The organism is Nocardia sp. NPDC001965, from assembly GCF_053594175.1.
In genome coordinates this window covers 25,977-38,419 of record NZ_JBSFDZ010000012.1, presented here as the reverse complement: position 1 = coordinate 38,419, position 12,443 = coordinate 25,977, and the positions used below count along the sequence as shown (strand labels likewise).

The 12,443-nt window shown below is 67.1% G+C and carries 12 protein-coding genes; 5 read left to right on the top strand and 7 right to left on the bottom strand.

Features of this window, described 5'->3' with window-relative positions; translation table 11 throughout:
• Positions 1 to 34: 34 nt before the first annotated feature.
• The gene (gene lhgO / locus ACWCPQ_RS18630) at positions 35 to 1,285 is read left to right on the top strand and encodes an L-2-hydroxyglutarate oxidase (RefSeq protein ID WP_449900329.1); all 1,251 of its coding nucleotides are present in this window, start codon (positions 35 to 37) and stop codon (positions 1,283 to 1,285) included.
• 44 nt (positions 1,286 to 1,329) lie between these two features.
• Here lhgO and ACWCPQ_RS18625 read toward each other — a convergent pair whose 3' ends face one another.
• Together ACWCPQ_RS18625 and dxr are read right to left on the bottom strand one after the other, a co-directional pair.
• Positions 1,330 to 2,532, bottom strand: coding sequence for a M50 family metallopeptidase (locus ACWCPQ_RS18625; protein WP_449900327.1), 1,203 nt, complete (start codon positions 2,530 to 2,532; stop codon positions 1,330 to 1,332).
• Between the two features lie 125 nt (positions 2,533 to 2,657).
• Positions 2,658 to 3,797, bottom strand: coding sequence for a 1-deoxy-D-xylulose-5-phosphate reductoisomerase (dxr, locus tag ACWCPQ_RS18620; RefSeq protein ID WP_449900325.1), 1,140 nt, complete (start codon positions 3,795 to 3,797; stop codon positions 2,658 to 2,660).
• Positions 3,798 to 3,891: 94 nt separating this feature from the next.
• Here dxr and ACWCPQ_RS18615 point away from each other — a divergent pair, with 94 nt between their 5' ends.
• The 4 genes from ACWCPQ_RS18615 (at position 3,892) to ACWCPQ_RS18600 (ending at position 8,315) form a co-directional block, all read left to right on the top strand.
• On the top strand, positions 3,892 to 4,155 hold the full coding sequence (locus ACWCPQ_RS18615; protein WP_449900323.1) for a DUF2631 domain-containing protein: 264 nt from the start codon (positions 3,892 to 3,894) through the stop codon (positions 4,153 to 4,155).
• Between the two features lie 170 nt (positions 4,156 to 4,325).
• Positions 4,326 to 5,483, top strand: a complete 1,158-nt coding sequence (ispG, locus tag ACWCPQ_RS18610; RefSeq protein WP_449900321.1) for a flavodoxin-dependent (E)-4-hydroxy-3-methylbut-2-enyl-diphosphate synthase — start codon at positions 4,326 to 4,328, stop codon at positions 5,481 to 5,483.
• 115 nt (positions 5,484 to 5,598) lie between these two features.
• Positions 5,599 to 6,462: a GNAT family N-acetyltransferase gene (locus ACWCPQ_RS18605; RefSeq protein WP_449900319.1), complete on the top strand. Its 864-nt coding sequence runs from the start codon at positions 5,599 to 5,601 to the stop codon at positions 6,460 to 6,462.
• A gap of 62 nt (positions 6,463 to 6,524) precedes the next feature.
• The gene (locus ACWCPQ_RS18600; RefSeq protein WP_449900317.1) at positions 6,525 to 8,315 is read left to right on the top strand and encodes a penicillin-binding transpeptidase domain-containing protein; all 1,791 of its coding nucleotides are present in this window, start codon (positions 6,525 to 6,527) and stop codon (positions 8,313 to 8,315) included.
• A gap of 22 nt (positions 8,316 to 8,337) precedes the next feature.
• Here the strand turns inward: ACWCPQ_RS18600 and ACWCPQ_RS18595 are convergent, their stop codons facing one another.
• From ACWCPQ_RS18595 to ACWCPQ_RS18575, 5 genes are all read right to left on the bottom strand, one after another.
• Positions 8,338 to 8,565, bottom strand: coding sequence for a hypothetical protein (locus tag ACWCPQ_RS18595; protein ID WP_449900315.1), 228 nt, complete (start codon positions 8,563 to 8,565; stop codon positions 8,338 to 8,340).
• Positions 8,566 to 8,779: 214 nt separating this feature from the next.
• Positions 8,780 to 9,274, bottom strand: coding sequence for a peroxynitrite isomerase (locus tag ACWCPQ_RS18590; protein WP_449900313.1), 495 nt, complete (start codon positions 9,272 to 9,274; stop codon positions 8,780 to 8,782).
• Positions 9,275 to 9,342: 68 nt separating this feature from the next.
• Positions 9,343 to 9,870 carry a hypothetical protein gene (locus ACWCPQ_RS18585; protein ID WP_449900311.1) on the bottom strand — a complete coding sequence of 176 codons (528 nt, stop codon included), beginning with the start codon at positions 9,868 to 9,870 and terminating at the stop codon, positions 9,343 to 9,345.
• A 94-nt stretch (positions 9,871 to 9,964) separates the two neighbouring features.
• The gene (locus ACWCPQ_RS18580; RefSeq protein WP_449900594.1) at positions 9,965 to 11,293 is read right to left on the bottom strand and encodes an APC family permease; all 1,329 of its coding nucleotides are present in this window, start codon (positions 11,291 to 11,293) and stop codon (positions 9,965 to 9,967) included.
• A gap of 158 nt (positions 11,294 to 11,451) precedes the next feature.
• The gene (locus ACWCPQ_RS18575) at positions 11,452 to 12,324 is read right to left on the bottom strand and encodes a helix-turn-helix domain-containing protein (protein ID WP_449900309.1); all 873 of its coding nucleotides are present in this window, start codon (positions 12,322 to 12,324) and stop codon (positions 11,452 to 11,454) included.
• Between the last annotated feature and the right edge of the window lie 119 nt (positions 12,325 to 12,443).

Sequence of the window (12,443 nt, the reverse complement as noted above, 5' to 3'; positions counted from 1 at the left end):
GTGCAACCGAACGTGGTGTGAGGGAAACGGATACATGGGTGAGCAGGTCGTCGCGATCGTCGGGGCCGGAATAGTCGGGCTGGCCATCGGGCGGGAACTCGCCCGCCGTCGTCCGGCCGACCGGATCGTGGTGTTGGAAAAGGAAAACCGGGTCGCGGCGCACCAGACCGGCCACAATTCCGGGGTGGTGCACGCCGGGATCTACTACCAGCCGGGAAGCCTGAAGGCCGTCCTGTGCGCGCGGGGTCGCACGCTGCTGCGGGACTACTGCGTCGAGCGTGCCCTGCCCTACGACGAATGCGGCAAACTCGTGATCGCGGTGGACGCGGACGAGGTGCCGCGGCTCGAAGCCCTGCGAGCCCGTGCCGGTGACAACGCCGTCCCTGGTTTGCGCCGGGTGGGCCGTTCGGAGATCCGCGAGATCGAGCCGTTCGCCGAAGGGATCGCCGCGCTGTACTCGCCGCGGACGGCGATCACCGATTTCTCGCGGATCGCGCAGTCCTTCGCCGCGGACCTGGCGGATTCCGGTGGGGAGGTTCGGCTGTCGTCACCGGTGGACCGAATCCGCCGGACGGCGTCGTCCATCGAAATCGCGTCGGGCGGGGAGGTGCTGCGCGCGGACCGGGTGATCGTCTGCGCGGGACTGCATGCCGATACCGTCGCGGGCCTGGCCGGTGGCGACGCGGAGCCGCGAATCGTGCCTTTCCGCGGTGAGTACATGAATGTGGTTGCGGCGAAAGCTGATATGGTGCGCGGATTGGTGTACCCCGTCCCGGATCCGCGGTACCCGTTCCTGGGTGTTCATTTCACCCGGCGGGTCTCCGGAACAGTGGAGGTCGGCCCCAACGCGGTGCTTGCCTTCGCCCGTGAGGGCTACCGACGCGGTGACTTCTCGGCCCGCGATTTCGCGAATACCCTGCGCTGGCCAGGATTCCGCCGGATGGCGCGGCAGCATTGGCGCACCGGAATCGAGGAGATGTACGGTTCACTGTCGACAACGGCCTACATGCGTCGAGCGCAGCGCTATATCCCGGCCATCGGTGCCGCGGATGTGGTGCGCGGTGGTGCCGGCGTCCGTGCCCAGGCCCTCGATGCCGACGGCAGCCTGGTCGACGATTTCCGGATCGACCGGCTGGGCCCGGTCACCGCGATCCGCAATGCGCCCTCACCCGCGGCGACATCCTCGCTGGCCATCGCCGAGTACGTCGTGGACGTCATCGAGGGCAAGGACGCCCTCGTCGATCCGGGAGATCGTGGCACCGGGCAGCGCGAGCAGGATCGGTGAACGGGTGGCGACCAGGAACTGACATCCTCAACCGCCGCCGACCCTCAGGGGAACAGGTTGATCGGGTTCATGATGTCGGCGGCCAGCGTGAGCAGCATGTACGCCCCGCCGATCACCACCGCGACGTAGGTGAGCGGTAGCAGTTTCAGGTAGTCGACCGGGGCGCCCGGTGCCAGCCCCTTCCAGCCGCGGAAGGTGTTGCGCAGTTTCTCGTAGAGGACCACCGCGATATGTCCGCCGTCCAACGGCAGCAGGGGCAGGATATTGAACGCCCCGAGGAAGAAGTTCAGGCTGGCCAGGACCAGGATGAACATATTCCAATAGCCGCGCTCGGCCGTCTCACCGCCGATCTTGCTGGCGCCGTACACGCTGACCGGGGTGTCGGCGGTGCGCTCGCCCCCGGTGACGGCGTCCCACAGCGAGGCGACCTTGGCGGGCATCTGGGCGAGCGACTGGAAGGTACGGATGAACATCTCCCCGGTGAACGCCGCCGAGGCGGGAATCGCGGCGAGGACGCCGTACTGCACCGGTTCGTAGAACTCCTGACCGACGCCGACCACGCTCACTTCCCGGCCGGGCCCGCCGTCCTTGGGGTAGCGCAGTGCCTGCTCGGGCACGACCCGGATGTCCAGTGTCTGCCCGTCACGATCGACGGTGTAGGTGAACGGACCGTTCTGCTGCTGGGTCAGGGTCTGGAACTCGGTCCAGCTGTCCACTTCCTCGCCGTTGATCGCGGTCACCACATCGCCGCGTTGCAGCCCGGCCCGCTGGGCGGGACCGGGGCCGGTGCACGCGGCGAGCGTCCGATCGGGGTTCTGCGGTGCCACGCAGCTCATATCGCCGATGGTGGTCTCGGGCGGCTGATTGAGGTTGGGCAGACCCCAGCCGACCGCGAGCACGACGATCAGCAGGAAACCGAGCAGGAAATTCATCCCGATCCCGCCGGACATCACGACGAGGCGTTTCCAGGTGGCCTGCCGGTACATGGCCCGGTCGACCTCTTCGGGTTCGAGTTCGTCGAGTGCCGTCATTCCGGCGATATCGCAGAACCCACCGAGCGGGAGCCATTTCAACCCGTACTCGGTCTCCCCGCGGCGGAACGAGAACACCTTCGGGCCGAAGCCGATGAAATACCGGCGCACCTTCATACCGGTGGCCTGCGCGGTCCACATATGCCCGCATTCGTGCAACGCGATCGAAATCGTGATGCCGAGGGCGAACAACACGAACCCCAACACGAACAGCATGTGGTCTACAGCCCTCCTGCGGTGCGCAGATCATTACTCCCGGCCCGCACGGAGACCGGAGCGGTCGCGAGCACGTGTCCACAGTAGCCGCACGCGGGCCGTACCTCGACGATCCGCGATATCGATTACCGCTGTACGAGGATACGGGCCCGTTCGCGGGCCCATTCGTCGGCAGCGAGTACTTCGGCGAGTTCGGTGGGCTCGGCCTGCCACTGGCCGGCATCGTGTACGGCCTGTTCCACGGTGCGCACGATCTCCGGGAACCGGATCCGGCCGTCGAGGAAAGCCTGCACCGCGACCTCGTTGGCTGCGTTGTACACGGCGGTGACGCAGCCGCCCGCGGTACCGGCCCGGCGAGCCAGTTCCACGGCTGGGAAGGTCTCGTCGTCCACCGGTTCGAAGGTCCAGGTGGCCGCGGTGCCGAAATCGCACGGGGCGGCGGCGCCGGGAACCCGGTCCGGCCAGCCCAGCGCGAGCGCGATCGGCAGTTTCATATCGGGCGGGCTGGCCTGGGCGAGGGTCGAGCCGTCGGTGAAGGTGACCATCGAGTGCACGATCGACTGTGGGTGCACGGTGACCTCGATGCGGTCGTAGGGGATACCGAACAGCAGATGCGTTTCGATCAGTTCGAGCCCCTTGTTGACCAGCGAGGCCGAGTTCAGGGTGTTCATCGGGCCCATGGACCAGGTCGGATGGGTTTTCGCTTCGGCGGGGTTCACTCCGTCCAGCATTTCGGTGGTCCAACCGCGGAACGGTCCGCCGGAAGCGGTGAGAACCAGCTTGTCCACTTCGTCGGCCCGGCCGCCGCGCAGGCACTGGGCCAGTGCCGAATGCTCCGAGTCGACCGGGACCAGCTGCCCCGGGCGCGCGGCGCGGGTGACCAGCGACCCACCCGCCACCAGCGATTCCTTGTTCGCGAGCGCCAGTGTGGCCCCCGTCTCCAGCGCGGCCAGCGTCGGCTCCAGGCCCAGCGATCCGACCAGCGCGTTCAGGACCACATCGGCCTCGGTGCGCCGGACGAGTTCGGTGACCGCGCCGGCGCCGGTGAACGGGACGCCCAGTTCGGCTCCGGCGACCGGATCGGCGACGGCCACCGCGGTCGTCCCGGTAGCGGCCATCTGCGCGGCCAGCAGCTCGGTGTTCCCGCCACCGGCGGCGAGGCCGACGATCTCGAATCTGTCCGGATTCGCGGCGATCACCTCGAGCGCCTGGGTGCCGATGGAACCGGTGCTGCCGAGCAGGAGGACTCTGCGGAGATCTGACACCCGCCCATTGTCGCCGACCGTGCCCCTGCTGGCTACGACGGGCGGTCGTATGCCACGATATCGGGCAGTATCCGTTCTCTCAGGAGGAGCGATCGTGGCCGCCACGGAAGTCGAAACCACCAGCGACAAAGTCGTCACCAAGGTGGACCCCGCAGAGGTTCCGTCGGCGGCCTGGGGCTGGAGCGGGGAGTCCCGCCGGACGTTCCAGGTGGCCGCGATCGTGGTGATCGTCATCCTGCTGGGCATGCTCAAGGGCAACCACCACGGCAAGGTCGAGGATCTCTACCTGATCGGCTTCGCCGCGGCACTGGGCGCCCTCGTGATCAGGGACGTGCTGCTGCGGCGCAAACCCCGGTAGCCGGCGGGTTCCGCCGAAGGCTGCGGTATCGCGCGGAGAACCGTCGGTTACGGTGCGGTGACGTGCCGGTGCCGGTCCTGACTGTTGCCGATGTCTCGACGGCTCCCGGTCGGGGCCGGACTAGACTCGGCACCGACCGGCCGGACCAGTACGAAAGTAGGCAGCCGAAAGTGACCAGCACAGTCGGATTGGGGATGCCGACCGCACCGGTCGCGGTGCTCGCGCCGCGACGTAAGACCCGTCAGTTGATGGTGGGTGGTGTCGGTGTGGGCAGCGACCACCCGATCTCGGTGCAGTCGATGACGACGACCAGAACACACGATGTGAACGCGACGTTGCAGCAGATCGCGGAGCTCACCGCATCGGGCTGCGATATCGTCCGGGTGGCGTGCCCACGGCAGGAGGATGCCGACGCGCTACCCCTGATCGCGAAGAAATCGCAGATCCCGGTGATCGCCGATATCCATTTCCAGCCGCGCTACATCTTCGCCGCCATCGATGCGGGCTGCGCGGCGGTGCGGGTGAATCCGGGCAATATCAAAGAATTCGACGGCCGCGTGAAAGAGGTCGCCAAGGCGGCCGGTGCCGCCGGTATCCCGATCCGGATCGGGGTGAACGCCGGGTCCCTCGACAAGCGGATGATGGACAAATACGGCAAGGCGACCCCGGAAGCGCTGGTGGAATCGGCGCTGTGGGAAGCCGGCCTGTTCGAGGAACACGGTTTCGGCGATATCAAGATCTCGGTCAAACACAACGACCCGGTGGTGATGGTCGAGGCGTACCGGCAGCTGGCCGCGCAGTGCGACTATCCGCTGCATCTCGGCGTCACCGAGGCGGGGCCGGCGTTCCAGGGCACCGTGAAATCCGCGGTGGCGTTCGGTGCGCTGCTCAGCGAGGGGATCGGCGATACGATCCGGGTGTCGTTGTCGGCGCCGCCGGCCGAGGAAGTGAAGGTCGGCGGGCAGATTCTGCAGTCGCTGAACTTGCGCCCGCGCAAGCTCGAGATCGTGTCCTGTCCCTCGTGCGGTCGCGCACAGGTCGATGTGTACACCCTCGCCAACGAGGTCACCGCCGGTCTGGACGGCCTGGAGGTGCCGTTGCGGGTCGCGGTGATGGGATGTGTCGTGAACGGCCCGGGCGAAGCCCGCGAGGCCGATCTGGGCGTTGCTTCCGGTAATGGCAAGGGCCAGATCTTCGTCAAGGGTGAGGTCGTGAAAACGGTGCCCGAGGCGCAGATCGTGGAAACCCTGATCGAGGAGGCCATGCGCATCGCCGAGGAGATGGGTGAGGACGCCGAGGCCGGGCAACCGGTCGTCAGCGTGGGCTGAGCGCCCCACGCGTCCGGCCTGCCACCGGGGCGGGCCGGACGGCGATGTCCGGCGCGGATACACGCTTTTCGGATATGCGTACCGTCCCGGCTCGGTTCATGGCAGGCTGTTCTAGGTGCGGAGTCTGCTGGAGCCGACCCGGCGTGCGAAATACGTTCCCGCGCGCCAGCTCGCCAAGCGGGACCTGGCGCAGGTACTCCGGGTCCTCGACGAGGATCCGGTGGCCACCTGCATGGTCGCTGCCCGGCTACAGGAATACGGTCTGGACAACCGGTGCGGTCAGGGTGAGTTGTGGAGCCACGGCGGCCCGTCCGAATCACTGTGCTTCTCCGGGGTGAACCTCATCCCGCTGCGCGGCGGGCGTGACGCCCTGCGTGCTTTCGCCGATCGCGCGATCCGCTGGCCTCGGATGTGCTCCTCGGTCGTGGGGCGGCAAGAACTGGCACTGCCGCTGTGGGAGATGCTCGCCGATCATTGGGGTCCCGAACGCGAGATACGGGGCGCGCAGCCGCTGCTGGCGCTCACCGATACCGCGGTCTCGGCCGCCGACCCCGAGGTGCGCCAGGTCCGGCCCGAAGAACTGGACCGGTACCTCGCGGCGGCGATCGCGATGTTCATCGAGGAGGTCGGCGTCGATCCACGCGCCGGCGACGGGGGCCGCGGCTACCGGCGCCGGGTGGCCGGGCTGATCGAGGCCGGCCGGGCCTGGGCGCGGTTCGTCGACGGTGAGGTCGTGTTCAAGGCCGAAGTGGGTGCCCAATCCCGCCGCACCGGTCAGATCCAGGGTGTCTGGGTGCATCCGGAACATCGCGGGCAGGGACTGGGAACAGCGGGAACGGCCGCGGTCGCCAATTCGGTCGTCGCCGCGGGCCGGACGGCCAGTCTGTACGTCAACGACTACAACGAGGTGGCCCGGCGCGCCTATCGGAAGGTCGGATTCCGGCAGATCGCCACCTTCGCGACCGTTCTGCTCGACTGATCCGGACCGGATCCGGTGTGCCGCAGGTGATCACCGGGTCCGGTCGCCTACCATCGGCTGCGATGGCGATCCGGTCGGCGCTCGTGATCGTGGTCACGGCGCTGATGTTCGCCGTGACCGGCTGCGGGGCGGGCTCGTCCGGGCCGATCACCGCGGCGGACAGTTTCCTCGACGCCTTCACCGCCCGCGATATCGAAACCGCTGCCGGCCTGACCACTCGACCCGAAAAGGCTTTCGCCGCATTGACTTCGGCATGGGACGAACTGGACGCCGAAGAACTCCGGGCGAATACCGGGGCGGCGCGGATCAGCGGCGATACCGCCACGGTCGACTACACCTACGAATGGCGGCTGACCGGCGGTCGCGCCTGGACCTATTCGGGGCAGCTGCCGATGGTGCGCAGCGGTGGTTCCTGGACCGTGCGCTGGAGCGGAGCGGCGATCCATCCCCGGCTCGGCGACACCCAGACCCTGGCGCTGTCGATCGAGCCGGCGCCCCAGGCGCGGGTGAACGAGCAGTCCGGTAGCGATGTGCTGGTGCCGGGCACAGTCTCGCGGGTCACTTTCGATGCGGCCGACACCGCGGATCCGGAGCGGGTGGCGACGGCGTTGTCGCAGGCTCTGGTCGATCTCGACGAACGGTTCACCCCGCAGCGCATCCTGGATTCCGCGCGTGCCGCCGACGGTGGTGTGTACACGGTGGTCGTGCTGAACGAGGCCGAGTTCGGCCGGGCGGGACCCCGGCTCATCGGGCTTCCGGGGGTTCGGGTGACCCAGGAGTGGGATATGGCGCCCACCGACCGGAGATTCGCTCCCGATCTGATGGCTCAGGTGCGGCAGACGGTGATCGCCGATGTCGACGGGAGGGCGGGCTGGCAGGTGGTGGCCCGCAATGCCAACGGCGCCGAGACCGGGGTATTGCAGGAGGTGGCCGCGCAGCCCGCCCCGTCGTTCGCGCTGAGCGTGGACCGGCGGATCCAGAACGCGGCCCAGCGGGCAGTCGACGGACGCCGGGAACAGGCCATGATGGTGGTGATCGAACCCTCGACCGGCGGGATCCTCGCGGTTGCGCAGAACACGGCGGCCGACGGGGACGGTCCCGTCGCCACCATCGGTCAGTACCCGCCCGGTTCGGTGTTCAAAACGGTGACCGCCGCCGCTGCCATGGTCGCGGGGGTCGCGACGCCGGAAACGGTGGTGTCCTGCCCGAGCGCGATCACCATCGGCGAGCGGATGATTCCGAATTACAACGGTTTCTCGGTCGGCGACGTATCGATGACCACCGCGTATGCGCGGTCGTGCAATACCTCGTTCGCCCGGTTGGCCAGTGAATTGCCGGAATCCGCACTGACCGACAGTGCGGCGGCTTTCGGAATCGGTCCGGATTATTCCGTGGCGGGGCTGCCGACCTTTTCCGGGTCGGTGCCCGCGACCGAGGATCGCACTCAGCGGACCGAGGACGGAATAGGTCAGGGGCGGGTCGTGGTGAGTCCGTTCGGTATGGCCCTCATGGCCGCGACCGTCGCCGCGGGCGCGGCACCGACTCCTTTTCTGATCGCCGGACGGGAAACGGTGGTCGACGGCGCGCGGCCCGCGCTCGATCCGGACGTGGTGGCCGGTCTGCGGACGATGATGCGGCAGGTGGTCGTCACGGGTACGGCCGAGCGGATCGCCGACCAGGGAACGGTATTCGGCAAAACCGGCGAGGCGGAGGTGGAGGGAGGTTCACATTCCTGGTTCGTCGGTTACCGGGGCGATATCGCCTTCGCGACGCTGCTGGTCAGGGGCGGAAGTTCCGATAACGCGGTGGCTGTGACGCGAGATATGCTCGCCGCACTGCCCGCGGGGTATTGATCCGCGCGAGCGCTGACGGGCACTACTGTCCGGCCGTCTCGGTCCCCGCCGGGGTCGCGTAACGGTGACCGATATCGGTGATGCGGGTATCGGTGGTCACCGAATCGCTGACCCGGGCGGGTGCGACGACCGAGACCGTGTGGTCGGTGACCGGCGCGGACGAGGCGGTGTCGGTACCGAGGATCTCGACGACTCCGGTGCCCCCCAGGATCAATCCGGCGGTGATGAAAGCAACGGTGGAACGCTTCATTTCCGGCTCCCTCCGATTCAGAGGTTCGACAGACAGCGAGCTCGTGGTGCCGCTGCGCGACCGGGCTCTGCGGAAGTGTTATCTGGTGATTTGCTGCTCAGGTCAACCTAAGCCGCGAATGCGCGCCGAGACAAGATGGAAAGGTGCACAAAATCGATGATGAGCAAATCGTGACCCGGCTTTCGAATTCCGTGATCTACTCGTTATCTGCCATTCAGACTTTGTGCAGACTGGCCGCGAGATGATCCTGTAGTGGCAGGCCCACAGCGCCCATCTGCAGGGTGTAGTCGATGACTCCGGCGTGCATATGGATGGTGCGACCGAGCGCGGTCACCGACTTCGCCGTAGAGCTCAGGCCTATCGCGGTCGACTCCAGCTCCAACCGGATCTCGTCGTCGCCCAGGGCGAGTTTTCCCTCGCAGATCTCGGTGATCCCGGTGGGATGGGCGAGGATGAGTTCCACCCGGTCGGGGTCGGGGCAACGGAGATAACCGGTCTCCACATGGAGTGGGCGGTTGTCGTCGGCGTGCCGGGTGCGCTGCCGGTAGGTCAGGAAGGGCCGGCCCAGATGCCCGAATGTGATCTCCTCCAGATACCCGAAGGGTTCGATCGTGGGGTAATCACCCCGGCCCGCACCGCGCCAGGTGCCGAGCAATCCGGCCAGCGGGGCGACAGCGGGGTGCGGGGCGGGGATCTGCTGTTCGGCCACGGCCCACAAGAGTAGACCCTCGTGCCGGTATCGGAAGTACCCGTACCCGTCCGCGTGCCGGAGCGGCGCTACTTGTTGCGACGCCGCCCGAACGGCCAGAAGGATCGGGTGCGCCGACGGGGCAGCGCCGCGTAGACCATGGTCATTTCGGCGAACACCCCCGCTTCGCGTTCCCGGTCCGCACCGAAGTCGTCGCGGCCCAGAATCTGTGTGATCGAACCGGGCGCGATTGTGGCGAGCGCGTCGAGCAGTGAGGCATTGAGCGCGCCGAGTGAGATGCGGGTGGTGTCCGGATCCTCGGCGCCGGGCCCGCCGTGGCCCAGCAGCATATGACCGATCGCATGCAACACGATGTGGTCGGCATTGCGGCCCGAGGCCGATGCGTCGAAGACGATGATGTCGTCGTTCTTGCGGGCGATCCAGAGACCGTTACCGTTGCATCCCAGATCGGCCAGCGCCGACCGGTGGGCCGGCTGTAGAGAGATCGGCCGCTTCCGGTGCGCGGCCACCTCGGCGAGGTAGGCGTTGAGGTCCCACGGGCTGGGCAGGGGCACCGACCCAGCCGCATCGCCGAACCTGGCGTCCATGCTTGTCATCGGCGAATACGTTACCGATCGCGCGTCCGCTCGTCACTTCCGCGAATTCCCGCGCACCGGTGGAGAACCGGCGACCTGGGCGGGAAGCGGCCACTTACTCGATATCGATCTCCGGACCCACGGACCGGACATTGTGCTGTTTGTTCCACAGCGCGGTGAACGCCCACAGAACGACGCCGACCACCGAGAGCACCCCGGCGATGGCGTATTGCTGCGGATTGCGATCGGTGAACGGTGTGGCCAGATACGCACAGCACAGCGCACCGAGTACCGGTAGCGCGGTCGGGGTGCGGAAATGTTCGTGCCCGACCGTGTCCCGCCGGAGTACCAGGACCGCGATATTGACGATGGTGAAGACCACGAGGAGCAGCAGCGCGGTGGTACCGCCCAGTTCGGGTACCTCGTCGACGAAGGTGAGCAGCCCGAAGGCCAGCACGGTGGTGAACAGGATCGCGATATGCGGCGTGCGGCGGGCCCGGTTGACCCGGCCCAGTACCCGCGGGATCACCTTGTGCTTCGCCATTCCGTACAGCAGCCGGCTGGCCATGAGCATATTGATCAATGCGGAGTTGGCCACGGCGAACATGGTGATGAAGGCGAAGATCTGGGTCGGGAATCCGGGTGCGCCGATCTCCACCACCTGCAACAGCGGGGTATCGCCCCGGGCGAGTTCCCCGGGCGGGACCAGCGCCACGGCGGTGACGGACACCAGGACGTAGATGGCGCCGGTGATCAGCAGCCCGCTGATGAGGATCTTCGGGAAGATCCTGCTGGGTGCCTTGGTCTCCTCGGCCATGTTCACCGAATCCTCGAACCCGACCATCGCGAAGAAGGCCAGTGTCGTCGCCGCGATGACTCCGCCGAGGGCGGATCGGTCCCCGGTATCGAATTCGACGATCCGGCCGAAATCGCCGTTGCCGAAGCCGAGCGCCCACAGCCCGATGCACACCACGATCAGCAGACCGGACAGTTCCACACAGGTGAGCAGGACATTGGCTTTCACGCTCTCGCCGACGCCGCGCAGGTTGATCGCGGCGACCGCCGCCATGAACGCCAGGGCGATCACAGTGAGCAGTAGCCCGTTGCCGTCGAATTCGAAGGCCTCGGCGAAATTCGCCGCGAAGGCCTTGGCCGCCGTCGCGGCGGACGTGATACCGGAACTCATCACCGCGAAGGTCACCATGAAGGTGACGAAATGGATGCCGAAGGCCTTGTGCGTGTAGAGCGCGGCTCCGGCGGCCTGCGGGTATTTGGTGACCAGTTCCAGATAGCTGAGGCCGGTGATCATCGCGACCAGGAAGGCGACGAGGAACGGAACCCATACCGCTCCACCGACATCCGCGGCCACCCGGCCGGTGAGCGCGTAGATACCGGTACCGAGAATATCGCCGACGATGAACAGCAACAGCAGCCAGGGGCCCATGACCCGTTTGAGCTCCGGTTGCTGTGCCGGATCGGTCCGGTCGGTGACGTCTGCCAAGAGAACCCCTCATCCCCGCAGTGGCCGTACGAGCCGTGAATCGAACAGTCCCGGACTGGATACCCACTCGATACGGCCCGGACTCCTACTTCACCGGCCGTTCACCAGGCCAGCGCCTCCGCGGCCGCCGCCGCCTCCGCGATCACGACCGCGGAGTCGCGCGGGCTCAGCGCCATCGCCCGCAGCTGGTCGAACATCACCCCGAATCGCCGGATCTCGGTATGGCCCTCGACCAAGGCGTCACCGGAAATCCCCTCGACATAGACCAGTTCGGGATCGGTGGGGTCCGGGAAATCGAGAATTGTGAAGGAACCGGCCATCCCCGGGTGCGCGCCGGCGTCGAACGGCAGGATCTGCAGGATCACGTTCTTGCGTTTGGTCGCCTCGCCCAACCGGCGCAACTGGCCGCTCATGACCTCGGGTCCGCCGACGATCCGGCGGATGGCGGCTTCGTCGAGCACCACCCACAATTCGAGCGGATCGTCCTTGGCCAGTACCGCCGCGCGGTCCATCCGGGCCCGCGCCCGGCGTTCCAGATCCGAGGCCTCCAGTTTCGGCATGCACGTATCGATCACAGCCATCGCGTACTGCTCGGTTTGCAGCAGCCCGGGAACGAACGAGGTCTGATAGTGCCGGGCCGACAGCGCCACCGATTCGAAATTGATGTACGCGGCGTACACCTCCGAAAGACTCGCCTCGTACGGCCGCGACATACCGGGCTTCTGGGCGTCCGACAGCAGCTCCAGCGCTTCGTCGCGCCGGTTCTGCTCGACTCCGTAGAGGTCGAGCATGGTCATGAGGGTGCGGCGCTGCGGCCGGGCCTGCGCGGTCTCGATGCGGTACAGGGTGGTCACATTGATCCCGGTCCGGGCGCTGACGTCCTCTTTGCTCAGCCCGGCGTCGTCGCGCATCTCCAGCAGTAGCACCGAGAGCCGACGCAGGCCCGCCGTGAGGACGGTGCGTTTGCCTGCCATGTCATCCCTTTCGCCTCCAGCGGTACGGCCTGACCATCACATGTTCTCGTCCGTCGCGCCTCCTTCGAGCCACAATATCGAGGAAAGGCCCGATGTGGGACCGGCAGTGGTCACAATCA

Coding starts and splice junctions, on each gene's coding strand:
- lhgO (WP_449900329.1), top strand. CDS start 35: ATGGGTGAGCAGGTCGTCGCGATCGTCGGGGCCGGAATAGTCGGGCTG.
- ACWCPQ_RS18625 (WP_449900327.1), bottom strand. CDS start 2,532: ATGCTGTTCGTGTTGGGGTTCGTGTTGTTCGCCCTCGGCATCACGATT.
- ACWCPQ_RS18600 (WP_449900317.1), top strand. CDS start 6,525: ATGGCGATCCGGTCGGCGCTCGTGATCGTGGTCACGGCGCTGATGTTC.
- ACWCPQ_RS18595 (WP_449900315.1), bottom strand. CDS start 8,565: ATGAAGCGTTCCACCGTTGCTTTCATCACCGCCGGATTGATCCTGGGG.
- ACWCPQ_RS18585 (WP_449900311.1), bottom strand. CDS start 9,870: ATGACAAGCATGGACGCCAGGTTCGGCGATGCGGCTGGGTCGGTGCCC.
- ACWCPQ_RS18580 (WP_449900594.1), bottom strand. CDS start 11,293: ATGGGCCCCTGGCTGCTGTTGCTGTTCATCGTCGGCGATATTCTCGGT.
- ACWCPQ_RS18575 (WP_449900309.1), bottom strand. CDS start 12,324: ATGGCAGGCAAACGCACCGTCCTCACGGCGGGCCTGCGTCGGCTCTCG.